Source organism: Streptomyces sp. NPDC107538, assembly GCF_055657445.1.
Genome location: NZ_JBVKAY010000002.1, coordinates 473117 through 499253, shown reverse-complemented (window position 1 = coordinate 499253; position 26137 = coordinate 473117). Strand labels below are relative to the sequence as shown.

General features: G+C 71.6%; 19 protein-coding genes. 11 read left to right on the top strand and 8 right to left on the bottom strand.

Translation table 11 applies throughout. The features are described 5' to 3' along the window. Positions 1–5 precede the first annotated feature (5 nt). Complete coding sequence (locus ACZ7MG_RS08055; protein ID WP_471388125.1) at positions 6–1604, bottom strand: acyl-CoA carboxylase subunit beta; 1599 nt, start codon at positions 1602–1604, stop codon at positions 6–8. A gap of 194 nt (positions 1605–1798) precedes the next feature. Here ACZ7MG_RS08055 and ACZ7MG_RS08050 point away from each other — a divergent pair, with 194 nt between their 5' ends. Both ACZ7MG_RS08050 and ACZ7MG_RS08045 read left to right on the top strand, forming a co-directional pair. Then, positions 1799–2671, top strand: a complete 873-nt coding sequence (locus ACZ7MG_RS08050; RefSeq protein WP_471388122.1) for a biotin--[acetyl-CoA-carboxylase] ligase — start codon at positions 1799–1801, stop codon at positions 2669–2671. Positions 2672–2939: 268 nt separating this feature from the next. After that, the gene (locus ACZ7MG_RS08045) at positions 2940–4103 is read left to right on the top strand and encodes an adenylate/guanylate cyclase domain-containing protein (protein ID WP_471388119.1); all 1164 of its coding nucleotides are present in this window, start codon (positions 2940–2942) and stop codon (positions 4101–4103) included. A gap of 355 nt (positions 4104–4458) precedes the next feature. On the opposite strand, the gene ACZ7MG_RS08040 is transcribed toward ACZ7MG_RS08045, so the two are convergent. Further along, complete coding sequence (locus ACZ7MG_RS08040; protein ID WP_471388116.1) at positions 4459–5010, bottom strand: hypothetical protein; 552 nt, start codon at positions 5008–5010, stop codon at positions 4459–4461. A gap of 589 nt (positions 5011–5599) precedes the next feature. Here ACZ7MG_RS08040 and ACZ7MG_RS08035 point away from each other — a divergent pair. From ACZ7MG_RS08035 to hutH, 3 genes are all read left to right on the top strand, one after another. Continuing rightward, positions 5600–6400, top strand: coding sequence for an enoyl-CoA hydratase/isomerase family protein (locus tag ACZ7MG_RS08035; protein ID WP_471388113.1), 801 nt, complete (start codon positions 5600–5602; stop codon positions 6398–6400). An 802-nt stretch (positions 6401–7202) separates the two neighbouring features. Beyond that, positions 7203–8372, top strand: coding sequence for a GGDEF domain-containing protein (locus ACZ7MG_RS08030; RefSeq protein WP_471388110.1), 1170 nt, complete (start codon positions 7203–7205; stop codon positions 8370–8372). A 345-nt stretch (positions 8373–8717) separates the two neighbouring features. Further along, positions 8718–10256 carry a histidine ammonia-lyase gene (hutH, locus tag ACZ7MG_RS08025; protein ID WP_471388319.1) on the top strand — a complete coding sequence of 513 codons (1539 nt, stop codon included), beginning with the start codon at positions 8718–8720 and terminating at the stop codon, positions 10254–10256. A gap of 193 nt (positions 10257–10449) precedes the next feature. Here the strand turns inward: hutH and ACZ7MG_RS08020 are convergent, their stop codons facing one another. Then, complete coding sequence (locus ACZ7MG_RS08020; protein WP_471388108.1) at positions 10450–10755, bottom strand: hypothetical protein; 306 nt, start codon at positions 10753–10755, stop codon at positions 10450–10452. Between the two features lie 110 nt (positions 10756–10865). Between ACZ7MG_RS08020 and ACZ7MG_RS08015 the strand changes: the two genes are divergently transcribed. From ACZ7MG_RS08015 to ACZ7MG_RS07995, 5 genes are all read left to right on the top strand, one after another. Next, the gene (locus tag ACZ7MG_RS08015) at positions 10866–11210 is read left to right on the top strand and encodes a hypothetical protein (RefSeq protein ID WP_471388106.1); all 345 of its coding nucleotides are present in this window, start codon (positions 10866–10868) and stop codon (positions 11208–11210) included. 228 nt (positions 11211–11438) lie between these two features. Further along, a complete protein-coding gene (locus ACZ7MG_RS08010; protein ID WP_471388104.1) occupies positions 11439–12707 on the top strand; it encodes a L,D-transpeptidase in 1269 nt (422 codons plus the stop codon). A gap of 160 nt (positions 12708–12867) precedes the next feature. Next, entirely contained in the window at positions 12868–14382 is a 1515-nt protein-coding gene (locus ACZ7MG_RS08005; protein WP_471388103.1) for an ABC transporter permease, read from the top strand. A 57-nt stretch (positions 14383–14439) separates the two neighbouring features. After that, positions 14440–15123: an ABC transporter ATP-binding protein gene (locus ACZ7MG_RS08000; protein ID WP_471388100.1), complete on the top strand. Its 684-nt coding sequence runs from the start codon at positions 14440–14442 to the stop codon at positions 15121–15123. A gap of 272 nt (positions 15124–15395) precedes the next feature. Then, complete coding sequence (locus ACZ7MG_RS07995) at positions 15396–18758, top strand: S8 family peptidase (protein WP_471388316.1); 3363 nt, start codon at positions 15396–15398, stop codon at positions 18756–18758. 10 nt (positions 18759–18768) lie between these two features. Here the strand turns inward: ACZ7MG_RS07995 and ACZ7MG_RS07990 are convergent, their stop codons facing one another. Then, a complete protein-coding gene (locus ACZ7MG_RS07990) occupies positions 18769–19704 on the bottom strand; it encodes a helix-turn-helix domain-containing protein (protein WP_471388097.1) in 936 nt (311 codons plus the stop codon). A 181-nt stretch (positions 19705–19885) separates the two neighbouring features. Here ACZ7MG_RS07990 and ACZ7MG_RS07985 point away from each other — a divergent pair, with 181 nt between their 5' ends. Next, positions 19886–20929: an NAD(P)-dependent alcohol dehydrogenase gene (locus ACZ7MG_RS07985; RefSeq protein WP_471388095.1), complete on the top strand. Its 1044-nt coding sequence runs from the start codon at positions 19886–19888 to the stop codon at positions 20927–20929. 185 nt (positions 20930–21114) lie between these two features. Here ACZ7MG_RS07985 and msrA read toward each other — a convergent pair whose 3' ends face one another. The 4 genes from msrA to ACZ7MG_RS07965 form a co-directional block, all read right to left on the bottom strand. Then, positions 21115–21780, bottom strand: coding sequence for a peptide-methionine (S)-S-oxide reductase MsrA (gene msrA, locus ACZ7MG_RS07980; protein ID WP_471388092.1), 666 nt, complete (start codon positions 21778–21780; stop codon positions 21115–21117). 139 nt (positions 21781–21919) lie between these two features. Next, positions 21920–23026 carry a hypothetical protein gene (locus ACZ7MG_RS07975; protein ID WP_471388090.1) on the bottom strand — a complete coding sequence of 369 codons (1107 nt, stop codon included), beginning with the start codon at positions 23024–23026 and terminating at the stop codon, positions 21920–21922. Further along, positions 23023–24663, bottom strand: a complete 1641-nt coding sequence (locus tag ACZ7MG_RS07970; RefSeq protein WP_471388087.1) for a M48 family metalloprotease — start codon at positions 24661–24663, stop codon at positions 23023–23025. The genes ACZ7MG_RS07975 and ACZ7MG_RS07970 overlap by 4 nt, the downstream gene beginning before the upstream one ends. Before the next feature lie 223 nt (positions 24664–24886). Next, positions 24887–26005, bottom strand: a complete 1119-nt coding sequence (locus tag ACZ7MG_RS07965; protein WP_471388084.1) for a hypothetical protein — start codon at positions 26003–26005, stop codon at positions 24887–24889. Positions 26006–26137: the final 132 nt, after the last annotated feature.

Below are 26137 nucleotides of genomic sequence, written 5' to 3'. Positions count from 1 at the left end.
GCTCCTTAGAGGGGGATGTTGCCGTGCTTCTTCGGGGGGAGGGACTCGCGCTTGGTGCGGAGTTGGCGCAGGCCCCGGACGAGGTGGCGGCGGGTGTCGGAGGGGGTGATGACGGCGTCGACGTAGCCGCGTTCGGCCGCTGTGTAGGGGTTGAGGAGGGTGTCCTCGTACTCCTGGATGAGGCGGGCGCGGAGGGCCTCGCGTTCGTTGTCGGGGGCGGCGGCGATGGTGCGGCGGTGGAGGATGTTGACCGCGCCCTGGGCGCCCATGACGGCGATCTGGGCGGTGGGCCAGGCGAGGTTGAGGTCGGCGCCGAGGTGCTTGGAGCCCATGACGTCGTAGGCGCCGCCGAAGGCCTTGCGGGTGATGACCGTGATGAGGGGGACGGTGGCTTCCGCGTAGGCGTAGATGAGCTTCGCGCCGCGGCGGATGATGCCCTCGTGTTCCTGGCCGACGCCCGGGAGGAAGCCGGGGACGTCGACGAAGGTCAGGACGGGGACGTTGAAGGCGTCGCAGGTGCGCACGAAGCGCGCTGCTTTTTCGGAGGCGTCGATGTCCAGGCAGCCGGCGAACTGCTGGGGCTGGTTGGCGACGATGCCGACCGGGTGGCCCTCGATACGGCCGAAGCCGGTGAGGATGTTCGGGGCGAAGAGGGCCTGGGTCTCGAAGAACTCGCCGTCGTCCAGGGCGTGTTCGATGACCGTGTGCATGTCGTAGGGCTGGTTGGCGCTGTCGGGGACGAGGGTGTCGAGTTCGCGGTCCTCGTCGGTGACGGTGAGGTCGGCCTGTTCGGGGAAGGCGGGGGGCTCGCTGAGGTTGTTGGAGGGGAGGTAGGAGAGGAGCTGCTTGACGTATTCGATGGCGTCCTTCTCGTCCCCCGCCATGTGGTGGGCGACGCCCGAGGTGGCGTTGTGGGTGCGGGCGCCGCCGAGTTCCTCGAAGCCGACGTCCTCGCCGGTGACCGTCTTGATGACGTCCGGGCCGGTGATGAACATGTGCGAGGTCTGGTCGACCATGACCGTGAAGTCGGTGATCGCGGGGGAGTACACCGCTCCGCCCGCGCAGGGGCCGACGACCAGGCTGATCTGGGGGATGACGCCGGACGCGTGGGTGTTGCGGCGGAAGATCTCGCCGTACATGCCGAGGGCCATGACGCCCTCCTGGATGCGGGCGCCGCCGGAGTCGTTGATGCCGATGACCGGGCAGCCCGTCTTGAGGGCGAAGTCCATCGCCTTCATGATCTTCTGGCCGAAGACCTCGCCGAGCGAGCCGCCGAGGACCGTGAAGTCCTGGGAGAACACGGCCACCGGGCGGCCGTCGACCGTGCCGTAGCCGGTCACGACGCCGTCGCCGTAAGGGCGGTTGTTCTCCATGCCGAAGTCGGTGGAGCGGTGGCGGGCGAACTCGTCGAACTCCACGAAGGAGTCCTCGTCGAGGAGCAGTTCGATCCGCTCACGGGCCGTCAGCTTGCCCTTGGCGTGCTGCTTCTCCACCGCGCGCTCGGAGCCGGCGTGCGTCGCCTCATGGATACGGCGGTCCAGATCCGCGAGCTTCCCCGCGGTCGTGTGGATGTCGATGTGTGCTGACTCAACCGGCTCGGACATCGGGATGCGGCTCCCTGCCTGCTCATGGGGACGTGAGGGATCGGTGATCGGTACGTGCTGCTCGGTACGTGCGATCGGTGCAGATGGGGTGTTGTCGGGGGTGTGCTCAGACGTGGGTGGGGTTACTCATCCGTAGCGTAGTGCTGCGCCTACCGTTCGGCAGTGCGGCGTTTACCACACCTACGCTGGGTTGCATGACGCCGCGAGATGCCTCAGACGACGGTAACGACCAGCACGGCAGCCGGTGGTCCGACCTGGACCGGCCGCCCCTCAACTCCGCCTCCCTGCGCCGGGCGCTCGTCCGGGAGGGTGGGCTGTGGAGCTCCCTGGACGTGGTGCCGGTCATCGACTCCACCAATACGGATCTGGCGGGCCGCGCCGACCGGCTGCCCGAGGGCGCGGTGCTCGTCGCCGAGGAGCAGCGGGCGGGGCGGGGGCGGCTGGACCGTATCTGGACCGCGCCCGCGCGCTCCGGCCTGTTCTTCTCCGTCCTGCTCAAGCCGGTGGAGGTGCCCATCCAGCGGTGGGGGTGGCTGCCGCTGCTCACCGGTGTCGCCGTGGCGACCGGGCTGTCCCGGGCCGCCGGGATCGACACGGCACTCAAGTGGCCCAACGACCTGCTGGTGACCGTGGACGGGCAGGAGCGCAAGGCCGGCGGCATCCTCGCGGAGCGGGCGGGCGCGGAGGGGGTGGTCATCGGGATCGGAGTCAATGTCAGCCTGCGGGAGGACGAGCTGCCGGTGCCCGCGGCCGGGTCCCTGGTGCTCGCCGGTGCGGTGGGCACGGACCGTGATCCGCTGCTGCGGGCCGTGCTGCGGTCCCTGGAGGACTGGTACGGGCGGTGGCGGGCCGCCGGGGGCGACCCGTCGGTGAGCGGGCTCCAGGAGACCTACGCCGCCGGGTGCGCGACCTTGGGGCGCAAGGTGCGCGCCGAGCTGCCCGGGGACCGGTCGGTGGTGGGGGAGGCCGTGGCGGTGGACGGGGACGGGCGGCTGGTTCTCGCGACGGGGGAAGGTGTGCAGGAGCCGGTGGGGGCCGGGGACATCGTGCATCTGCGGGCCGTGTGACGGCCGTGCGGTGGGTGGCCGTGGGGTGGGTGTGGGTGGTGGGGCGGGTGAGGGTTGTGTGAGGTGTGGGGGCGGTGGGGCGTGGGAACCCGGGGTGGGGTCGGGCTCGGGCGGGGTTTCGCCGGCTGGGCGGTCGGGCGCCGACGGGCCAGCAATGGTGGGGGGTAGCCCCCATCGGGCCCACCTCACGGAGTGAGCTGGCGCACACCTGCCGTAGAGTTGAGGCCGGTCGAGTACGTGACCGCGGGAGATCGGAAGGGCAGCAGGAGTGAGCGTCGAGGACACGGGCTCCGGCACGGACGCGGATGGCCGCGTGGAGCCGCCCCCTCTCTCGGCTTCGCTCGAGCGGGGCGAGCCCCACGGCGTGGACGCCGACGAGGAGGACCCGCTGGCGTTGCGGCTCGAAGGGCTGATCCTCGGGGCCGAGCGCCGGTACACCCCCTTTCAGGCGGCCCGTAGCGCGGGCGTCTCCATGGAGCTGGCGTCGCGTTTCTGGCGGGCGATGGGCTTCGCGGACATCGGTCAGGCCAAGGCGCTGACCGAGGCGGACGTGCTCGCGCTGCGGCGGCTCGCCGGTCTCGTGGAGGCGGGGCTGCTGAGCGAGGCCATGGCGGTGCAGGTGGCCCGTTCGACCGGGCAGACCACGGCGCGGCTCGCCGAGTGGCAGATCGACTCCTTCCTGGAGGGGCTCACCGAGCCGCCGGAGCCGGGGATGACCCGGACCGAGGTGACGTATCCGCTGGTCGAGCTGTTGCTGCCGGAGCTGGAGGAGTTCCTCGTCTATGTCTGGCGGCGTCAGCTCGCCGCCGCCACCGGGCGGGTCGTGCAGGCCGCGGACGACGAGGAGATGGTCGACCGGCGGCTCGCGGTCTGCTTCGCCGACCTCGTCGGCTTCACACGGCTGACCCGTCGGATGGAGGAGGAGGAACTCGGCGAACTCGTCGAGGCCTTCGAGACCACGGCCGCGGATCTGGTCGCGGCGAACGGGGGACGGCTCATCAAGACCCTGGGCGACGAGGTCCTGTACGCCACGGACGACGCCGGTGTGGCCGCCGAGATCGCGCTGCGCCTGATCGAGACCATGGCCAACGACGAGACCATGCCCGAGCTGCGTGTCGGCATGGCCTTCGGCACGGTGACGACGCGGATGGGCGACGTCTTCGGCTCGACCGTGAACCTCGCGAGCCGGCTCACGTCGATAGCGCCCAAGGACGCGGTCCTCGTCGACGGTGCCTTCGCCGAGGAGCTGACCCGGACGGGCGAGGCCCCCGCCTCCGAGGCCGAGGCCGCCGAAGCGGCTGCTGCCGCGGAGAAGGAGGGCGAGGAGCCGCCCACCTATCGTTTCGCCCTCCAGCCGATGTGGCAGCGGCCGGTGCGTGGGCTGGGCGTGGTCCAGCCGTGGCTGCTGACGCGGAGGCCGGGGAAGGGCTGAGCCCGCGGGCGGCGGGCCGCGCTCGGGTGTGGGGAGCGGTGGGGGCCGGCTGTGCGGGGTGGGGCGTGGTCGCGTGCGGGTGGGCGCGTGCGGGTGGGGTGTTTTCGCTGCTCGGCGGTGACGAGGTGCCGTTGCGCCCGCCCTCCCCCGCTTTCGGCTTCGCTTGAGCGGGAGGCGCCCCCCATCGCCTGGAGTGGGAGCGGGTACGTCGCCGTCGTGCTGGGCGGGTGCGGAAAGCGAGGGGCTTCCGGCGGGCTCGGGTGCTTGGGCGGGCGGGTCGAGGCGTCGTGGTGCCCGGGGCGGCGGTGGGCGCGGTGGTGGCCTGTGGCAGGGCTTTTGTGGTGGGCCGGGATCCTCACCTGTTCAGGGTGTCGTTGACGCAGAGGCCGACGATGGGGACGCAGAGGCCCGGCTTCGGGGGCTTGGTGGGGGTTGTCGTGTCGCCGGGGGGCGACGGGGGGTTCGGGGTCTCTGGGGTGCTCGGCTGGTCGGGGGCCGCCGCTGGTGGCTGGGTGGGGGGCGGGGGTTCCGGGGTGGGGGCCTTCGGGGGCGTGTTCTGGGCGGGCGGGGTCCTGGGGAGGTCTCGGGCGCTCGTGTCGGAGGGGATCTGGACTCCGATGGAGGGGGCGGGCTGGTAGGCGGACGGGGTGGGTGTGGGTGTGGGGGCGGTGGCTCCTGGTGCCGGTTGCCGCGGCTGTGCCGGGTCTCCGCCGCCCATGGGGGCGCCGCCGGTCGGGGTGCCCGCGTCGGGGGAGGGCTCGTCGCCGACGGTCGTACCGGCGTCGGCCGCCTCGTCCGTGATGTCGTCCGCCGCGCTCGGTGCCGGGCCCGCCGCCGTACCGGCACCGCCGCCGGCCGGGTCCGAGCCCAGCCGCAGGAGACTCAGCGCCCCCGCCGCCAGCGCCATCCCGCCCACCGCGAACAGCAGCTTCCGGGGCCTCGGCCGCCGGTGCCGCCCGCGCGGCCGGGGCGCCGGGGGGCCGGGGACGTCCTCGGCCCGGTCCGAGGGGGCCGTCGAGAGCCCGGAGGCGCGTGGCGCCGCTGACTGGTACGACGTCGCTGTCGGCCGGTACGGGGTCGGCGACGGTCGCCAGGGCGTCGGGGCCGCCGTCGACGCGGGCGCCGCCGGTGCCTGTGATGTCGGCGGTGCCGTCGGCGGTGGCTGTTGTGGTGTTGGTGTGGCGGCTCGTGGTGCTTGTGGCGCTCGTGGTGTGGTCGGCGTGGGCCTGGTGACCGTGTCTGTCGTCATGTACGTCCCTCCCCTGCGCGCCCGTGTCACCCGGTGCGCCTGTGGCGGAGCGCAGATTATGCGCCGGAGTGGGCGGTGCGGTCGGAGAAGGCCCGGATGTCACCCGTACGGGGAAAAGGACGCCGGGGTTTGTCAAGGGGGCGGTCGGCGGGGCTCTCGTTGGGGTGGTTTCGGGGTTTCGTCCGTGCCGGGGTGGCTGCGATGATCGGGGGGACAGGAGTTAACACGCGTTAACCGGGAGGGTCTGATGGGTGAGGGTGAGCGGCGGTTCGGGGAGTTCGTTGTCGTACGGCGGCATGGGTACGTCGCCGAGCTGGCCCTCGACCGGCCCAAGGCCATGAACGCCGTCTCCACCGACATGGCCCGTTCCGTCGCGGCGGCGTGCGAGGCGCTCGGGGCCGACCGGGACGTGCGGGTGGTCGTGGTGACGTCCACGCACGAGCGGGCGTTCTGCGTGGGGGCGGATCTGAAGGAGCGGAACTCGTTCAGTGACGCCGATCTGGTGCGGCAGCGGCCGGTCGCGCGGGCGGCGTACACCGGCGTACTGGAGCTGCCGATGCCCACGATCGCCGCCGTGCACGGCTTCGCGCTGGGCGGTGGCTTCGAACTCGCCCTGTCCTGCGACCTGATCGTGGCCGACCGTACGGCGGTGGTGGGGCTGCCCGAGGTGTCGGTGGGGGTGATCCCGGGCGGCGGGGGGACGCAGTTGCTGCCGCGTCGGGTGGGGGCCGCGCGCGCCGCCGAGCTGATCTTCACGGCGCGGCGGCTGGAGGCCGGGGAGGCGCGGGAGCTGGGGGTCGTGGACCAGGTGGTGGAGGAGGGGCGGGACCGGGCGGAGGCGCTGGCGCTGGCCGCGCGGATCGCCGCGAACTCGCCCGTCGGCCTGCGCGCGGCCAAGCGCGCGCTGCGGCTCGGCCAGGGGCTCGATCTGCGCGCCGGCCTGGAGGTCGAGGACGCCGCCTGGCGCTCGGTCGCCTTTTCGGGCGACCGCGCGGAGGGCGTGGCCGCGTTCAACGAAAAGCGGGAGCCGAACTGGCCGGGGGAGTGAGCTGTGGGGGTGGGTGGGAGGGGGTGGCCCGCGCGGGGTGAGCTGCGTGGGCAAGGGGAGGGGGCCCGCGCGGGGTGAGCTGCGTGGGCAAGGGGAGGGGGCCCGCGCAGGGTGAGCCGTGTGGGCAAGGGGAGGGGGCCCGCGCAGGGTGAGCTGTGCGGGAGCGGGGACTGGTCTGCCCGGGGTGAGCCGCGTGGGCAAGGGCAGGGGGCGCCCGTCCGGGGTGAGCTGTGCGGGGCCGGGTCAGGGGGTGCCCATCCAGGAGGGGTGAGCCGCGTGAGGGCCGGGGCACGGGGTGGCCTGTATGGAGTGCGGCGGCGGCCGTGGTGAGGGCTGGGCCCATGGCCGTGGGGGTGGGTTCATGGGGCGCCCCGAGCGGGCTGCACGGCAGGCGTCGGGGCCGGTGTCGGGGGCGGTTCCTGCTGTGTCCGGCGTACCGGGACGGGCCCCTGCGGCCGTGGCGTGGGCGCTCGCTGTGTCGGGTGGCTCGCGGGTCGTCGGTGCGGGCCTGCGGGTGGCCCCGCTCTCCCGAGCTCAGGGCTTCGTCTTCACCCGGTCGGGTGGGGCGCCCCGACCGGGGCTGCGCGGCCGGTGTCGGGGCGGTTCGTGACGTGCTCGGCGTACCGGGACTGGGTCCCGTGGCTCTGGTGTGGGCGCTCGCTGTGTGGGGAGGCGGCTCGTGGGTGGTCCCGTGCCTTCGAGTGGCGTCGGGCTTTGTTGCCAGCCCGGTTGCCGGCGGCCCCGTACCCCTGTTCGGCTCGCTAACGTCTCGGATTGGGGGGAAGCTCCCTAGCCTGGGGTGATGGGAGAGGACAGGCGGCTGAGGGCCGTGGTGGCGTTGGCGCGTGGGATGGCGGGGGCGCGTACGTCGCGGGAGACGTGGTGGGCGGCCGCGGACGGGTCGTGCCGGGCCCTGTCGGGGAGCTTCGCCGCGCTGTCCGTGTGGGAGCGGGAGCGTGGGCTGCTGCGGGTGCTGGTCAATGTGGGGAACCGGGCGGCGGACGAGGAGGAGTTCCCGGAGGACGAGACGTATCCGGTGCACCAGTTCCCCGAGATCGCCGAGTTCCTGCATGAGCGGTGGCTGGAGGGCGGGGAGCCCAACGCCTGGGTGGAGACGGCGGCCGGGCCGGTCGCCGGGCGGCGGCCCGGTGGCTACTGCCATCAGCGGGTCGCCGCGCTGCGCCGGCGCGGGCGCGGCTGCTGTGTGGTGGCGCCCGTCGTGATGAACGGCCGGGCCTGGGGCGAGCTGTATGTGGCCCGGCCCGCCGGGGAGCCCGTCTTCCACGGCGACGACGCCGCGTTCGCGACCGTGCTCGCCTCGGTCGTGGCGGCCGGGCTCGCGCAGTCCGAGCGGCTGGAGGAGGCCCGGCGGCTCGCCTTCACCGACCCCCTCACCGGCCTCGGCAACCGGCGCGCGGTCGACCTCCGGCTCGACGAGGCGATGGAGGCGCACCGGCGCGACGGCACGGTGATCAGCCTCGTCGTCTGTGACCTCAACGGTCTGAAGAAGGTCAATGACTCGTACGGGCATGCGATGGGGGATCAGCTGCTGGAGCGCTTCGGGTCCGTGCTGTCGCGCTGCGCGGCCGCACTGCCCCGTGTCCTGGTCGCGCGGCTCGGCGGGGACGAGTTCTGTCTGCTCGCGGTGGGGCCGTCGGCGGACGAGGTCGTGCGGGTCGCCGGCGATCTGTGCGTACGGGCACGGGAGTTGGAGCCGGGCGAGGGGGTCGCGTGCGGGGTCGCCTCCACCGGGGATCCGATCGGGCCGTTGCGCTCCGCCCGGCGGCTCTTCCGGCTGGCCGACGCGGCGCAGTACCGGGCCAAGGCCGCCGGTTCCGTCGAGCCGGTCGTCGCGGGGCGGGAGGGGGACGGGGCCGAGGACCCGGTGGTCAGCCTCGCCGACCGGCCGCCCGCGCCGGTGGATCCCGCGCATCCGGGAGACCGGCGCCAAATTCGAGGGCGGCGGTCCTAGACCGTGTCCGGCCTGGGGGTGGGCCGCGCGCCGGGTCGAGTCGGCGCGCGGCCCTGGGGTGCCCACGGCCAAGGGGGGAGTGGGCCGTGGGCCTGTTCGGGGTGTGTTTCGACCTTACTCGTGTGTCGTGGTCGAACCTGCTCTGACCTGCGCATTCTGATCAACCTCGGAGCGATCTCGGATCGTTTTCTGATGTGTTTCTGATCTACGCGGATAGTTCGGGAGTGGGGTGACGGGAGGGGCGTCGGGTGGGGTGCCGGGTGGGGCGGTAAGGAGTCCCTCCCTCGTTCGGTCGTGACATTCGGCGATTCAGTCCCTACGATCCTGAATATGGATATGCACTCTGTGGACACGGTGGTCCTCGGGACGTCCGGGGTCACCGCGGCCGACGTCCTCGCCGTGGCGCGCGCCGGCGCCCGGATCGAGCTCTCCGACGAGGCGGTGGCGGCCCTCGCCGCGGCCCGCGGGATCGTGGACGCGCTGGCGGCCAAGCCGGAGCCCGTCTACGGGGTCTCCACCGGCTTCGGCGCCCTCGCGACCCGGCACATCAGCCCGGAGCTACGGGCCCGGCTGCAGCGCAACATCGTCCGCTCGCACGCGGCCGGCATGGGGCCGCGGGTCGAGCGCGAGGTGGTCCGCGCGCTGATGTTCCTGCGGCTGAAGACCCTCTGCTCCGGCCGTACCGGCGTCCGGCCCGAGGTCGCGCAGACCATGGCCGACGTCCTCAACGCCGGGATCACGCCGGTGGTCCACGAGTACGGCTCGCTCGGCTGCTCCGGCGATCTGGCGCCGCTGTCCCACTGCGCGCTCACCCTGATGGGCGAGGGCGACGCGGAGGGCCCGGACGGCGTCGTACGGCCCGCCGGGGAACTGCTCGCCGAGCACGGCATCACGCCCGTGGAGCTGCGCGAGAAGGAGGGGCTGGCCCTCCTCAACGGCACCGACGGCATGCTCGGCATGCTGGTCATGGCGCTGGCCGACCTGGAGCTGCTGTACACCTCCGCCGACATCACCGCCGCGATCTCCCTGGAGGCGCTGCTCGGTACGGACCGGGTCCTCGCGCCGGAGTTGCACGCCATCCGCCCGCATCCCGGGCAGGCCGCCTCCGCCGCCAACATGCTGGCGGTGCTGAAGGGTTCGGGGCTCACCGGCCACCATCAGGACGACGCGCCTCGCGTACAGGACGCGTACTCGGTGCGGTGTGCTCCGCAGGTGGCCGGGGCCGGGCGGGACACCGTCGCGTACGCGCGGCTCGTCGCCGAGCGGGAGTTGGCGGCGGCGGTCGACAACCCGGTGGTGCTGCCGGACGGGCGGGTGGAGTCCAACGGGAACTTCCATGGGGCGCCCGTCGCGTACGTGCTCGACTTCCTCGCCATCGCGGTGGCCGATCTCGCGTCGATCGCGGAGCGGCGGACGGACCGGCTGCTCGACAAGAACCGGTCGCACGGGCTGCCGCCGTTCCTCGCGGACGATCCGGGCGTCGATTCCGGGCTGATGATCGCTCAGTACACGCAGGCGGCGCTGGTGAGTGAGCTGAAGCGGTTGGCCGTGCCGGCGTCGGCGGACTCGATTCCGTCCTCCGCGATGCAGGAGGACCATGTGTCGATGGGGTGGTCGGCGGCGCGGAAGCTGCGGACGGCCGTGGAGGGGCTGTCGCGGGTGCTGGCCGTGGAGTTGTACGCGGGGACGCGGGGGGTTGAGCTGCGGGAGGGGCTGGTGGCCGCGCCGGCTACTCGGGCCGTGGTGGGTGCGGTGCGGGCGGTGGGGGTGGAGGGGGCTGGGCCGGATCGGTTCCTGGCGCCCGATCTGGCGTTGGCCGAAGGGTTTGTGCGGGGTGGGGGGTTGGTGGCGGCCGCCGAGTCCGTCACCGGGCCGCTCGCCTGATTTTTCTCGCCCCCGCCGTCGCGCTCCGCGTGGGGTGGGTGGGTACGTGTGGGTTCGGTGGGGGCTGGTCGCGCAGTTCCCCGCGCCCCTGAAAAAGCGGGGCTGTGCCCCTGCTTTTTCGGCCCGAAAGGGCCGTAGGCCCTTAAGGGGCGCGGGGAACTGCGCGAGAAGCCCCCACCGAACCCGCGGACGACTACGCGCCCTCCACCGGTCCAAGATCCTCGCGCTCCCGGCGGATCGCGTAGGCGAGGAACGCCGTGCCGAGGCCGAGCAGCGTGGTGCCGCCGATGACGTACGGCGTGGTGTTGGGGCTGCCCGTGTCGGCGAGTTCGCGGGTGTCGGCGGCGGTCGTCGTGGCCGTCCGGTCGCGCAGGGGGGTCGCCTCCTGCGTCGCGTTGGCGGACGGCACGAACCACAGGGCGCCCAGCAGGGTGCCCGCGGCGGTGGCGGTCAGCAGCGTTCGGCGGGTGGTGGACGACGCGCGACGTGCGACGGACACGGAATATCGATCCCCTTGTGGCGCTGGCGAATTGGCCGTAGGGAGCGATGCTAATGAAAGGCGCGGGTCGTGGGAAAGTCGCGTGACCTGTGAGCCGTACGCTCCGGACCATGAGTACAACGGAGACATCACAGTTTGTCCGGCTTCGCGTGGAATTGGTGGTCGAGGTCGAGGATGTGGAGGCCGTCACCGGCGCCGCATTGCGGCGGATCGCGGACGACTCCGATATGCCCGCCGATGAACGGGTACACGCCGAGAGCGCGGTGACGGAGGACACGGCTGAGGCCCTCGCCTACCTGATCGACCCGTTCGACCTGGTCGGGGAGGTCCCGGGGGTCGAACTGGCCCAGGCCTCCTGGAGCAGTGAGGGAATCGACTACGACCCCGATTCGCCGGAATGGGGTCTCGGCGAGGATGATGACCTGGAGGACGAGGAGGAAGACCGACTCGGCTGAGCGGCTCGGGAAATTGATGGCCCCGGGCGGCAACCGCCGCCCGGGGTTCTGTCGTCTCAAGGGGCGCACCAGCCACTTGTGCTCACCTGTGCACCGCCGCCGGGTCGCCGTCGATCCGTTGCGGGTGGAGTGGCGTATCCCACATATCCGCGCGAGCGGAACGGCCGCGAGCCGTAGTGGTGTTTAAGTGCTTACGGGGATCTTCGGGGTTTTGGGGATTCGGCAACGATGGAGAAGCGTGTGATGACGAACAGTAAGCGGCGCAGGGGCCTGACGGTCGCGTCCGCACTGCTCGGTGGGGTGCTGGTGCTCTCTGCGTGCAGCGGGGGTGACAGCGACAGCGCGTCCGGGAACGACGGCGGGGACTCCTCCCAGGCCCAGGCCGACAAGGCGGCGGCGGAGAAGACCTCCGAGGCGGACATCAAGATCACGCCGAAGGACGGCTCGGACAACGCCTCCATCAACAACTCGGCCAAGGTCACCGTGAGCAAGGGCACGCTCACGGAGGTGACGATGACCACCGCCGAGGGTGCCGCCGTCGAGGGTGAGATATCCGCGGACAAGAAGAGCTGGGCGCCCAGCACCCAGCTGGAGCGGTCCACCGGGTACAAGATCACGGCCGCCGCGGAGGACTCCGAGGGGCGCGAGGCCCACGAGAACTCGGCGTTCACGACGGTCTCGCCCGCCAACAGTTTCATCGGCAACTTCACGCCCGAGGACGGCTCGACCGTCGGCGTCGGTATGCCGGTCTCGATCAACTTCGACAAGGCGATCACCAACAAGGCCGAGGTGCAGAAGGGGATCACCGTCTCCAGCAGCTCCGGCCAGGAGGTCGTCGGGCACTGGTTCAACGCCAACCGCCTCGACTTCCGCCCCGAGGACTACTGGCAGGGCAACTCCACCGTCACCCTGAAGCTCGCGCTCGACGGGGTCGAGGGCGCCGAGGGTGTCTACGGTGTGCAGCAGAAGACCGTGACCTTCAAGATCGGCCGCAACCAGGTCTCGATCGTCGACGCCAAGACCAAGACGATGAAGGTCACGCAGGACGGCAAGGTCATCAAGACCATCCCGATCTCCGCCGGTTCGCCCGAGAACAAGACCTACCAGGGCGTCATGGTGATGTCGGAGAAGTTCAAGGAGACGCGCATGAACGGCGCGACCGTGGGCTTCACCGACGACGACGGCAAGGGCGAGTACGACATCAAGGACGTGCCGCACGCCATCCGTCTCACCACCTCCGGGACGTTCATCCACGGCAACTACTGGGGCGCCGACTCGGTCTTCGGCAGCGTCAACACCAGCCACGGCTGTGTCGGTCTGAACGACACCAAGGGTGCCAACGACAAGGGCACGGCGGGCTACTGGTTCTACAACAACTCGATCGTCGGTGACGTCGTCGACATCCGGAACACCGGCGACAAGACGGTCGCCCCGGACAACGGCCTCAACGGCTGGAACCTCAACTGGGCCGACTGGAAGGCCGGTTCCGCGGTCTGATCCCATCCACCGCGTCAGCCGTACCGGCTGTTCGACGCTTCGATGCCGCTCCTGGACACCCAGGGGCGGCATCGCTCTTTCCGGGGCTGCCCACAGGGTTCTCATCAGGCTCTCAGCGGGGACTTATCCCTTCATCACGCGGCGTACCTAGCTTGCCGCCATGTTCTTCACCTACCTGAGGCGCGAACTGCGCCGCCGCAGAAAGGCGGCCCTCGTCGTCGCCTCCGGCCTCGCCCTGGGCATCGCGCTGGTGATCGTGGTCAGTTCCGTGTCCTCGGGCATGGAGAAGGCACAGGGGAAAGTGCTCGAATCCCTGTACGGCCTGGGTACGGACATGACCGTCACCAAGGCCGCCGCCGCGGGCGGCCAGAACGGCGGCGAACGTCCGCGGTTCGAGTTCGACGCCCAGGACGAGGACTCCGACGAGCAGCAGAGCAGCGACCTCGTCATGGTCCGGGGCTTCCAGACGCTGGCCGCGTCGACCGTCACCGAGGTCGGTGAACAGGCGGGCGTCTCGGAGGCCGTCGGTGGTCTCAGCCTCCAAGTCGTCAAGGTGGACGGGCAGTTCCGGCGCGGGCAGTTCGAGCAGGGCGAAGGGGCCGGCGGTGCCGGCGGTCAGCAGGGTGGTCCCGGTGGCGGTGGCCAGAACGGCGGCGGCACCGGGCAGCCGGAGGGACGGGTCGAGGGCGGTGGCGCCGAGTTCGACGTCGACAACTACTCCGTGTACGGCACGGACGTCACCGAGCCCGCGCTGGGTCCGCTGACCTCCTCGAAGATCACCAGCGGTCGTACGTTCAAGACGTCCGAGACGAACGCGAAGGTCGTCGTCGCGGACGCGTCGTACGCCAAGGAGAAGGAGCTGAAGGTCGGGGGCAGTGTCACGATCAACAGCGTCAAGTACGAGGTCATCGGCATCGCGACGCCCGACAGCGGGGACGCGGCGGCCAACCTCTACCTGCCGCTGAAGCAGGCGCAGACGCTCAGCGACTCCAAGGACAAGGTCACCACGATCTATGTGAAGGCGAGCGACTCGCAGCGGATCGACAGCGTCAAGGCGGCCATCCAGAAGAACATCGACGGGACGACCGTCACCACCTCCGCCGACCTCGCCGACACGGTCTCCGGATCGCTGTCCACGGCCTCCGACCTCGCCTCCAACGTCGGCAAGTGGCTGTCGATCGCGGTGCTCGTGGCCGCGTTCCTGGTGGCCGGGCTGCTCACCTCGTCGGCCGTGTCGCGGCGGGTGCGGGAGTTCGGCACGCTCAAGGCGCTGGGGTGGAAGTCGGGGCGGGTGACCCGGCAGGTCGTCGGTGAGGCCGTCGTCAACGGGCTGGTCGGCGGTGCGCTCGGCATCGCGCTCGGGCTCGGCGGGGCGTACCTCGTGACGGCGATCAGTCCGACGCTGCAGGCGGAGATCGGGGCGACGGGCGGTGGCTTCGGCGGCCCGGGCGGTGGTGGTCCCGGCGGGGGTGGGTTCCCCGGCGGGGGCGGCCCCGGTGGCGGGCAGCAGGCCGCCTCGAACGCGCTGGAAGTCGCCCTCACGGCGCCCGTCAGCGTCACGACCATCGGGGTCGCGGTGGGGCTCGCCGTCGCGGGCGGCCTGATCGCCGGGGCGTTCGGTGGCTGGCGGGCGTCCCGGCTGCGGCCGGCGGACGCGCTGCGGCGGGTGGAGTAGGGCGGCGGTACGGCTGCCCGCGGCTGAATTGGCTCGATTCCAGGAGTTGTTGAATCCATGTACGTACTCAGTGGTGTCACCAAGCGGTATGCGCGGGGGAAGGACACCGTGACCGCGCTCGAGGGGGTCGATCTCACGATCGCCGATGGGGACCGGCTGGTCATCCAGGGGCCGACCGGGGGTGGGAAGTCGACGTTGCTGCAGATGCTCGGGGGCTTGGACAAGCCGTCCGACGGGAGCGTCGAACTGGACGGGACCGATCTGGCGAAGCTGTCGGAGGGCAGGCTCACGACCGTGCGGAGCGAGAACATCGGGTTCGTGTTCCAGAGCTTCAACCTGATCCCGACGCTGACCGCGCAGGAGAACGTCGAGACGGCCCTCGTACCGCTCGGGGTGAAGGCGAAGGAGCGGCGGGAGCGGGCCGCGCAGGCGCTGGAGTCGGTGGGGCTGGGGGAGCGGCTCGGGCATCTGCCGGCCGAACTCTCCGGCGGTCAGCAGCAACGCGTCGCGATCGCCCGCGCGTTGGTGAAGCGCCCGAAGGTGCTGCTCGCCGACGAGCCCACCGGCAACCTCGACGAGTCCACCCGCGACGAGATCATGGAGGTCCTGGAGACCCTCTGGAAGGAGCACGGGCTCACTTTCGTCATGGTCACCCATGACTCGGCGCTGGCGAAGAAGGCCCCCCGGGTCGCGACGATCCGCAAGGGGCGGATCACGGTGAAGGAGAACGCCGGGGCGTGAGGCCCCCGCGGTGCCATGCGCCCCTGGCGCGGGGCGCGTTGATGTGGAGTCCGGGGCGCGTGCGGGTCGCGCGTGGCCCGGACTTCGCCGCTTTGCGCCCAGCCGCGAGGTATGTGACACGAGTTGACCCCCGGTCATACTGCGGAGACCGGGGGATTTGACGTGCATATGTGCGGAACGTCCCCTGGGCGGATGAACCGGATCTTGAACCGGATCAAGGGGGAGTCTTGCGCAGACACACGACAAGCGCGTGCACGGCCGCGCTCGCGGCCATGGCGTCCGCGGTGGCACTGACGGCGGGCCCGACCAGCCCGGCGTCCGCGATGTCCGAGCACCCGACCGGCACGACCGGCACGACCGACACGACCGGCCCGACCGGCACGGGCCTCGAAGCCCTTGCCGGCGTCGGCGGGGCCGGCCTCGGCGCGAGCCGTCGCCTCACTCTCGTCACCGGTGACCGTGTCCTCGTCGGCGCCGACGGCCGGGTGCTCGGACTGGAGCGGGCGAAGGGCCGTGAGGGGGTGCCGGTGCGGCTGCGCCAGGTCGACGGGCACACCTATGTCCTGCCGGCCGACGCGGCCCGGCTCATCGCCACCGGCCGGGTCGACAAACGACTGTTCGACGTCACCGTGCTGAACAGGCCTGTGACCCGCACCTCCCAGCAGCAGGGCCTGAAGCTGATCGTCGGCTACACGGGAACCGCCGCCGACGCCCGCGCCGACGTACGGGACGCGGGCGGCACCAAGATCCGCCGCACCCTGAAGACCCTGAACGCCGACGCGGTGCTCACGCCCGGGGACGACGCCGCCGCGCTGTGGAAGGCGGTCACCGACACCGACGGCACCACCGCCACCGGGGTCGCCCACCTCTGGCTGGACGGCGTGCGCAAGGTCAGCCTCGACAAGTCCGTCGCGCGGATCGGCGCCCCGAAGGTGTGGAAGGCGGGCTACGACGGCAAGGGCGTCACCATCGCCGTCCTGGACACGGGCGTCGACGCGACCCACCCGGACCTCAAGGGCCAGGTGATCGCCGACAAGAACTTCTCCACCTCGCCCGACACCACCGACAAGTACGGCCACGGCACACATGTCGCCTCCATCGCGGCGGGCACCGGGGCGAAATCCAAGGGGAAGTTCAAGGGCGTCGCACCCGGGGCCAAGCTGCTCAACGGCAAGGTGCTGAGCGACGAGGGCTACGGCGACGACTCCGGGATCATCGCGGGCATGGAGTGGGCCGCCGAGCAGGGCGCCGACGTGGTCAACCTCAGCCTGGGCGGCGGCGACACCCCCGAGGTCGATCCGATGGAGGCGCAGATCGACAAGCTCTCCGCGGAGAAGGGCATCCTTTTCGCGGTCGCCGCCGGCAACGAGGGCGAAGGAGGCGCGCGGACCGTCGGCTCGCCGGGCAGTGCCGCCGCCGCGCTCACCGTCGGCGCGGTCGACGACAAGGACAGGCTCGCCTCGTTCTCCAGCCGGGGCCCCGGTATGGACGGCCAGATCAAGCCCGACGTGACCGCGCCCGGTGTCGCCGTCACCGCCGCCGCGGCCCCGGGCAGCGTCATCGAACAGGAGGTCGGGCAGCGGCCCGAGGGCTATCTGACGATCTCCGGTACGTCGATGGCGACCCCGCATGTCGCGGGCGCCGCCGCCCTCCTCAAGCAGCGGCACCCCACGTGGACGTCCGCCGAGCTGAAGGCCGCCCTCGTCGCCTCCGCCAAGGGCGGCCCGTACACGCCGTTCGAGCAGGGCTCGGGCCGTATCCGCGTGGACAAGGCGATCAAGCAGAAGATCGTCGCCGACCCCGTCTCGGTCGACTTCGGCCTCCAGAAGTGGCCGCACACCGACGACAAGCCGGTGACCAGGAAACTCGCCTACCGCAACCTCGGCACCAAGGCCGTCACCCTCAGCCTCGCGGTCACCGGCACCGCCCCGAACGGCAAGCCCGCCCCGGCCGGCTTCTTCAAGCTCGGCGGCGGCGGCAAGAAGGTCACCGTCCCGGGCGGCGGCAGGGCCACGGTCGACCTGGTGGCGAACACCAGGCTCGGCGGGAAACTCGACGGCCACTACACGGCGTACGTCACCGCCACCGGCGGCGGACAGGCCGTACGGACGGCGGCGGCCGTGGAGCGCGAGAAGGAGTCGTACGACCTCACGCTGAAGACGGTCGACCGGGACGGCGGGCCGGCCGTCCACCACATGATCGACCTGACCGGGATCTCCGGGCTCGCCGCGGGCACCTGGTTCACGCCCTACGACGAGGACGGCACGGTCGAGCTGCGGGTGCCCGCGGGGACGTACATCTTCAACGCCGGGATCGTCGTGGACCCGAAGGACTACGCCAAGGGCGCGGCCTGGCTGTCCCGGCCCGTGCTCACCGTGGACAGGCGGACCACGCTCACGCTGGACGCGCGTACGGCGAAACCGGTGGACATCACCGTGCCCGGCGGCGCCGCCGAACCGGTCGTCGCGGCACCGGACTTCACCCTGCGGGCGGGCGGCGACCGGTACACCTTCGGCTGGTTCCTCGACACGTACGAGGGTTTCCGCACCGCGCATCTCGGGCCGAAGGTCACCGGCGGGCGGCTCAGCCAGAACTGGGCGGGCCAGTGGGCCGAGGGGGACGGCACGCAGTACGCCGTCACCACCGGGGGCGAGGTCGGGAAGCTCGCGACCGGCTTCACCAAGCGCTGGAAGAAGGGCGAACTGGCCACGGTGAAGGCCGGTATGGGCTCCTCCGTCGCGGGCAAGAGGGGGACCGTCATCCCCTGGGCCACGCTCCCCGACGGCTCCGGCTCACCCGCCGCGGCCGTCCCGCAGCGGCTGCCCGGCACCCGCACGCTGTATCTCTCCGCCGTCGGCGGGGTGCGGTGGACCCTCGACTTCGAGCAGTACGGCGCCGAGGACGAACAGGGCTTCCCGGTCCTGGACGCCTACTACACGACCGGCGACAGCCGCACCTTCAAGGCAGGCCGGACGTACGCACAGACGTTCAACGTCGGGGTGTTCGGCCCGCGGATCGCCGGGTTCCACGGCATCCGGCGCGACGGGAACCAGCTGTACGGTCTGCTGCCGATGTTCGCCGACGGACGCGGGCACGCCGGGTCGTCCTTCTACGAGAAGGTCACGACGACCCTGTACCGCGGCGGCGCGAAGTTCGCCTCCGGTACGGACGCGCTGGACGGGTCGGGGCAGTTCACGGTCCCGGCGGAGCTCGCCGTCTACCGGCTGACCACCTCCCTCTCCCGCTCCGCCGGCCTCGCCACGGCCTCGTCCCGGATCGACGCGAGCTGGACCTTCACGTCGAAGAAGACCACGAGCGACAGGAAACTCCCGGTCTCCGTCGTCCACTTCGGTGCCCCGTTCCTGGGCCTCGACAGCACGGCCCCGGCCGGCTCGAAGGGCACCGTCCGGGTCACCGTGCAGGGCGCGGCGGCCGGCCAGAACCTCAAGTCGCTGGCCGTGTACGCGCGTGTGTCCGGCGACGGCCAGAAGTGGACCGAAGTCACCGTGAAGAAGGGCAGGTTCACCCAGAAGACCCCGGCGGCGGGCAAGAGCGTGTCCCTGCGCGCCGAGGTGACCGACAAGAAGGGGAACACGTCGGCGGTGACGATCCACGACGCGTATTTCGGCAGGTGAGAGGGGACTACTACGGCCTCGCCGTCGTCGCCCGGGTCGTCGCGTCCGTGCCCCAGCTGGCCAGGAGGCGGAGGGCGTCGGCGGACGGGGAGCCCGGTTTGGCGTGGTAGGTGATCAGGCTCTGCTCGTGGTCGTCGGGCAGTCTGAACGTCTCGAAGGAGAGGGTGAGTTCACCGACCAGGGGGTGGTGCATGCGCTTCACCCCGTGGCTCTTCTCCTTCACGTCGTGCGTCGCCCACAGCCGCCGGAACTCCTCGCTCTTCACCGACAACTCGCCCACCAGCGCCGACAGCAGCGGATCGTCCGGATGGCAGCCCGCGTCCATCCGCAGATAGCTGACGATGTCGGCCGCCTTCTGGTCCCAGTCGATGTACAGATCCCGGTAGTCGGGCCGCAGGAACACCATCCGCGCCCAGTTGCGCTCGTGCGGCGGCAGCTCCGACCAGTCCCCGAACACCGCCGCCGCCATCCGGTTCCAGACGAGGATGTCCGAGCGCCGGCCGGTGACGTACGCGGGGATGCCGTCGATGGTGTCGATCAGCTGCCGCAGGGCACCGCGCACCTGCTGCGGACGGGCCGAGCGCTTCTTCTTGTGCGCCTTCGGCTTCGCGAGATGCGTGAGATGGGCGTGCTCCGCGTCACTCAGCTGGAGGGCCCGCGCGATGGCGTCGAGCACCTCCGCCGACACATTGCGCCCATTGCCCTGCTCCAGCCGCGTGTAGTACGCCACGGACACCCCGGCGAGCTGGGCCAGCTCCTCCCGGCGCAGCCCGGGGACCCGCCGGTGCCGTCCGAACGCCGGCAGCCCCACGTCCTCCGGCTTCAGCCGGGCCCGCCGGGTGCGCAGGAACTCGCTCAGCTCGGCACGCCGGTCCAGCGCGCCGGCGGCCCCGGCGGCGGCCCCACCGGCCTGGGGCTCCTGTGCGGCTTCGGGCTGTTCGTCCATACCCCAAGTATTCATGGTCGTACGACTGCGTACGCCTGCGATCCTGACCCCGCCAGTGGTAGGACCGGCGGACGTACGCAAAGCCGTGGCCTGGGTGACCTCTGGGATCTGGGGCAGGCTGGTATCCGCAGCCGGCCGGAAGGCAGGCCGGATGCGGGACGACGATCAGGAGAATCCCGGCATGACCACCACTGTCGCCGCCTACGCGGCGCCCTCCTCCAAGGCTCCGCTGGAGCGCACCACGATCGAGCGCCGCGAGGTCGGTGAGCACGACGTTCTGATCGACATCAAGTACGCCGGAATCTGCCACTCGGACATCCACCAGGCCCGTGAGGGCTGGGGCGAGGCGATCTTCCCGATGGTCCCGGGCCACGAGATCGCCGGTGTCGTCGAGGCGGTCGGCTCCGGAGTCACCAAGTTCGCCGTCGGCGACAAGGTCGGCGTCGGCTGCATGGTCGACTCCTGCCGTGAGTGCGAGAACTGCCGGGCGGGCCTGGAGCAGTACTGCCTCCAGGGCAACGTCGGCACGTACAACGCCATCGGCAAGGACGGCGAGCCCACCTACGGCGGCTACGCGGAGAAGATCGTCGTCGACGAGGCCTTCACCGTACGCATCCCCGACGGCATCGCCCTCGACGAGGCCGCGCCGCTGCTGTGCGCCGGCATCACCACGTACTCCCCGCTCAGGCACTGGAACGCCGGCCCCGGCAAGAAGGTCGCCGTCGTCGGTCTCGGCGGCCTCGGCCACATGGGCGTCAAGCTCGCCGACGCGCTCGGCGCCGAGGTGACCGTCCTGTCGCAGTCCCTCCGCAAGAAGGACGACGGCCTGAAGCTGGGCGCGACCCACTACTACGCGACGAGCGACGAGGCAACGTTCAAGGAGCTGGCGGGCACGTTCGACCTGATCCTGTCGACGGTCTCGGCTCCGCTGAACCTCGACGCGTACCTGTCCCTTCTGAAGACCGACGGCGCCTTCGTGAACGTGGGCGCGCCCGAGGAGCCCGTCGCGCTCAACCTCTTCTCCGTCATCGGCGGCCGCAAGACCCTCGCGGGGTCCGGCATCGGCGGCATCCAGGAGACCCAGGAGATGCTCGACTTCTGCGCGGAGCACGGCCTCGGCGCCGAGATCGAACTCATCCGTGCGGACCAGATCAACGAGGCGTACGAGCGGGTGCTGGCGAGCGATGTCCGCTACCGCTTTGTGATCGACACGTCGACGATCTGACGACCTGACGACCTGACGATCTGGGGACGACCGTTTTCGTCCGCGGCTGAGTGGGGCTTCTCGCGCAGTTCCTCGCGCCCCTAAAAGATGAAAAGCACGCGGCGCAGCCGCTGCTTTTCAGGGGCGCGGGGAACTGCGCGACCAGCCCCCACCGGACGCGCACATACCGGAGCGAACCGACCCCGTCAGCCCTCCGCCTTCGCCACCCCGATCGGGCAGGACACCCCCGTGCCGCCGATGCCGCAGTAGCCCGCCGGGTTCTTGTCCAGGTACTGCTGGTGGTAGGGCTCGGCGGGGTAGAAGGTGCGGCCCTCGGCCGGGAGGATCTCGGTGGTGATGTCGCCGTGGCCGGCGGCGGTCAGGACCCGCTGGTAGGCCTCGCGGGAGGCTTCGGCGGACTTGGCCTGGGCCGGGGTGTGGGTGTAGACGGCGGAGCGGTACTGGGTGCCGACGTCGTTGCCCTGACGGTAGCCCTGCGTGGGGTTGTGGGACTCCCAGAAGACCTGGAGGAGACGCTCGTAGGAGATGAGCGCGGGGTCGTAGACCACGCGGACCGCCTCGGTGTGGCCGGTGAGGCCGGAGCAGACCTCCTCGTAGGTGGGGTTCTCCGTGGAGCCGCCCTGGTAGCCGACGAGGGTCGTCCACACGCCCGCCGGGAGCTGCCAGAACTTCCGCTCGGCGCCCCAGAAACAGCCGAGGCCGAAGTCGGCCACCTCGTACCCCTCCGGGTAGGGGCCGAGGAGCGGGGTGCCGAGGACGGTGTGACGGTCGGGGACGGCGAACGGCGGCTCGGCGCGGCCACGCAGAGCCTGCTCGGGGGTGGGCAGCTGGGGCGTGCGGCCGAAGAGCATGGGAACTCCTCCTCCTTGGGGCTCGGAAAGAGCGGGCGGTACCTGAGGAACGTTCCAGGTACCGCCCGCATTCCGTGGCGCGTTCCTCTCGCGGCGCCGCTCGGTCCGCCGAGGGCGCGGTCTCCGTCTCCGGCGCCGCTCAGTCCGCCGAGGCCCCCGTCGCCGTCGCCGCCACCGCCTGTGCCGACGAGTTCCGGATGCGGCAGTAGAACGCCGCCACCGCCTCGCCGTCGCCCTGGTAGCGCCACGGCAGGGCGTCCACGTACCCGTCGACCAGCTTGAACTGTTCGAGCGCGGCCTCGTCGCGGTCCTGGAGGGAGAGGTAGTACGCCAGGAGGTGCCGGAGTTCCGGCAGGCGCGGGTGGGCCGGATCGGCCGCCGCCGCGTCCGCGAGGCCCGCGTCCACACGGCCGATCATCCTCGGCGTACGGTCCACGCTGTTGTCGTCGGACGTGTCGTGCTCGAAGTGCGCGATGAGCGGGAACGCGCTGAGCAGGCTGCCCAGCGGCGCCTGGGCCGCCGCGCGCTCGGCGAACTCCCGCGCCAGCTTCTCCGACCCCCGCCACTTCGCACACCAGTACTGCAGCGCCGAGAAGTGGGCCTCGTAGTGGTGCGGCGCCCGTGCGGTGATCTCCGTCCAGAGCTTGTCCATCTCGGAGTGCGGATAGCCGAGCCCGAGCGCCACCCAGATCTCGGTGACGTACGGCGTCGGGTCGTCGGGGTTGAGCGCCGCGGCCCGGCCGATCTCCTCGCGGGAACGTTCCAGCATCCGGTGGAAGCCGCCGAACTGCTCGCTGGTCGTGTACTTGGCCCGCTTCCCGCCGCGCAGCCGCCAGGCCAGGATCACCGTGCTGCGGGCGCGGACGACGGCCGCGTCCGGGTCCTCGGGGCGGTCCGCCTCCCAGGCGAGCAGCCAGTCGTCCTCCTCCGCCGCGATGTCGGCCAGCAGATACGCGACCCAGGACCGGCGCTCCCAGTCCCGGCCGATGTCCTGCAGCAGCTTGGCGGCGGCCTTCCAGTCGCCGCCGCGCACGGCGGCCAGCGCCGATTCCATGGCGGCCGGGAGCGGACCGGCGAAGTCGGTGTTCTGCCGCTCGGCGGGCAGCAGCCCCATCGCCTCGGCGGTGTCCTGGGCGGCGTCGCCGCTGGGGGAGAAGAACTCCTTGAGGAAGACCCAGGCCATCCAGAGCCCGAAGAGCAGGGTCGGTACCGCCAGGACGGCCAGTATCCACAGCAGTACGGTCATCGCGGTGCGTCCGTTTCTCGGGCGGCGGGGCCCTGGGGCGTGGGCAGCAGCGTGCGCAGCGGGCCCGTGTCGGGATGGTCGGCGACCGCCGCTTCGATCGCGGCGTCGAGGTCGGGCTCCGTGCCGTCCGGCGCGGGCGGCAGCCGCACCACGACCGGCTCCGACCAGGAGAAGTCCCAGCTCAGCCGGGAGTGGGCGCTCAGCTCGGCCAGCACCATGTTCTGCAGTCCGTCCGCCAGCGACGGCCGTACGAACTCGCGGAACGCCCGCCCCCGCGCCTCGGCCGCCTGGTCGGACATCGGCAGCCGCCGCGCCAGCTGCCACAGCTGACCGTCGTCGATCACCTTCAGCAGCGCGGCCAGGGACGGCCGGCCCTTCGTGTACATCGCCAGCGCCCGGTGCAGCGCGGTGTCGAGGGAGGCGAAGCGCGCGGCCATCGAACCGTCGAGCAGCTCCGGCCAGTCACCGGTGCGCCGGAACCGCAGCACGTCGTCGGTGAGCACCGCGTCCTCCAGCGCCGCGAGGGTCCGGTCCGGGTCGGCGAGCAGCCCGAGCGCCGCGCCCCTGGCCTCGTCCGCGCGGTCGTCGGCGGGCAGCGCCTCGATCCGCGCGACCCGGTCGGCGACGGGCGGGTGCGAGTCGTACGGCGAGGCCGGTTCGGTGGACAACTCGGCGCGCAGGCCGACCAGTTCGAGCTGGCGGGCGGAGAGCAGCCGCCCGTAGCCGCCGAAGAACTCGCCGCGCGGCGGCATCAGCCGGGCCTCGGCACCGAGCGTGGCGAAGCTGTTCATGTAGAAGTCGTACGCGGTGTCCAGCACGGGTATCTCGCGCAGCGCCGACGCGGTGGCGTCCCGGCCGGCGATACGGGCGGCGGCGTCGTCGGCGGCGTACTCCTGGCGGCGCGAACCGGCCAGGGTGGCGCGGATGTACAGCTTGGCGTAGCCGATGTAGATCTTCGCCATCGCGCGGTACGTGAGGCCCACGTGCCGGGTGTCGATCTCCTTGGTCTTCTTCCCCTTGGCCGCGGCCCTGGCGTTCTTCTTCTCCTGCCGGGCCCGCTCGCGTCCGGCACTCTTGTCGGCGCGCTCCTCGAAGTGCCGGACGGTGCGCAGCAGTTGGGCCCGGCCGCGGACGGTGATCGCGGCGAGCCGGGTGTCGGCGTTGGAGTAGTGGCCCAGCTCATGGGCGAGGACCGAGCGCAGCTGCGCCTCGGTCAGGCCCTGCAGCAGCGGTACGCCGAGGAAGAGGCGGCGTGGGCCGGGCAGCAGGCCGAGCAGCCGGGCGTCCTCGGCGACGGCGGCGTTGACCTCGGCCGTCAGCGTGATCCGGGTGGGCGCCCGGGTACCGACCCGGTCGGCCAACTCCCGTACGGTCCGCCACAGTTCGGGTTCCTCGGCCTCCGTCACCGGCAGGCCCGGCGGCTCCTCGCCCTTCGGGGTCCGCAGCATGAACTGGCCGCGGATCAGCGGGATCGCGAGCAGGACGGAGACCACGTACAGCTTGACGGCGACGGCGGACGGCGCGTGCAGGTAGAGGAGGTAGTCGGCGCCGGCGAGCGCCGCGAGCAGGATCACGCCGAGCAGATGGAAGCCGGCGAGCAGCACGAGAGCGCGCAGTGCGCGCAGGGTCGCGCCCATTGGGCAGAGGTCCCCCCACGGGAAAGATCGCGAACGATCATTCATACGGTTATGCGGTGAAATCGGACGGTCGCGGACGTGTCCATGACCAAGAGGTGTGAGGGGCGGAGTATTTCGCACGGGTGTGCGGGGTTGCAAGGGCTTACTGGGGGCCTGGGGGGTGCCGGGGGTGTCGGGAGCTCGGCGGGCTCGGAGGGCTCGGAGGGCTCGGAGGGCTGGGGGTTCAGTGCGGCAAGGTCGCCGGGGTGCCGCCGTTCGCCTCGTAGCCCGCCACCGCCAGGGCCCGGTATACCGCGTAGTCGGCGGCCGGGTCGGAGGTCAGGGTCCAGGGGAGGGCGCCCACATGGCCGTCGACGTGGACGAGCTGGTTCATGGCCTCGGACCAGCGCTCGGAGCGGACCAGGAAGAAGATCAGCAGATGGCGGACATGGGCCAGCATCGGGTCGTCGGGCCGCGCCGCGTGCACCGCGAACAGGGCGCCGTGGACCGCCTTCTTGACGACCTCGCTCTCGTAGAAGCCCTGCACCAGGTTGACCTCGGGCAGGTGCTCGAAGACCGCGAAGAGCGGCATGGCCGCGAGGAGCGAGCCCTGCGGGGCGCGGGCGGCCGCCGCCTCGGCGAAGGAGTACGCCAGCTCCCGTGAACCGTGCCACTTCTCGCACCAGAAGTGCAGCGCCGCGAGATGGGCGCCCATGTGCGCCGGCGCCCGGTCCAGGATCTTCAGCCAGAGCTGCTCGAACTCCTCACGGGAGTACGCGAGGCCCCGCGCCACCGACAGCTCGACGATGTACGGGATCGGGTCGCCCGGGGCCAGCAGCGCCGCGTCGCCGCACGCCGATCTGGCCTCCTCCATGATGATCCGGAAGTCGTCCGTGCCCGGCGTCGACGTCCGCCACGCCTGCTGCACCAGGAACTCCGCGTGCACGGCCGCGCCGCCCGCGTCCTTCGGCGCCTCCGCGCGCCACACCCGCAGCCACTGCCCGCCCGGCGTCTCGCCCACCCCGCCGGGCCGCTGCGCCAGCTCCAGCGCCGCCGCGCCCGCGAAGGCCTGCACCCGCTGCCACCGGACCTCGCCGACCGCCTCCGTACCGGCCAGCAACTGCTTCGCCGCCCGGTAGTCCTGGGACCGCTGCACCACGTCCAGCACATCCAGCAGATCCTGGTCCGGCCCCGGCATCCGCACGTCCAGCAGCTCCTGCCGCACGAACCCGTAATTCGCCGGGTCCGCCGCGTCCGGATGCCCCGCCTCGACCTGCTGAATACCGGCCCGCCGGCGCGCCAGGATCGGCCACGCCACAAAGCCGATCATGAGCATCGCCATCAGGACCCAGAGAATCTCCATACGCCAAGGGTTCCAGAAGCCACCGACAATTGCCCAACCCGGTCGGGGGCCTGTGGATAACTCCGGCGACCGCAGCCCGGATGATCGGGGCGCAGCCCCGAAAGGGGCGCGGGGCTGTATCGACATGCGGCT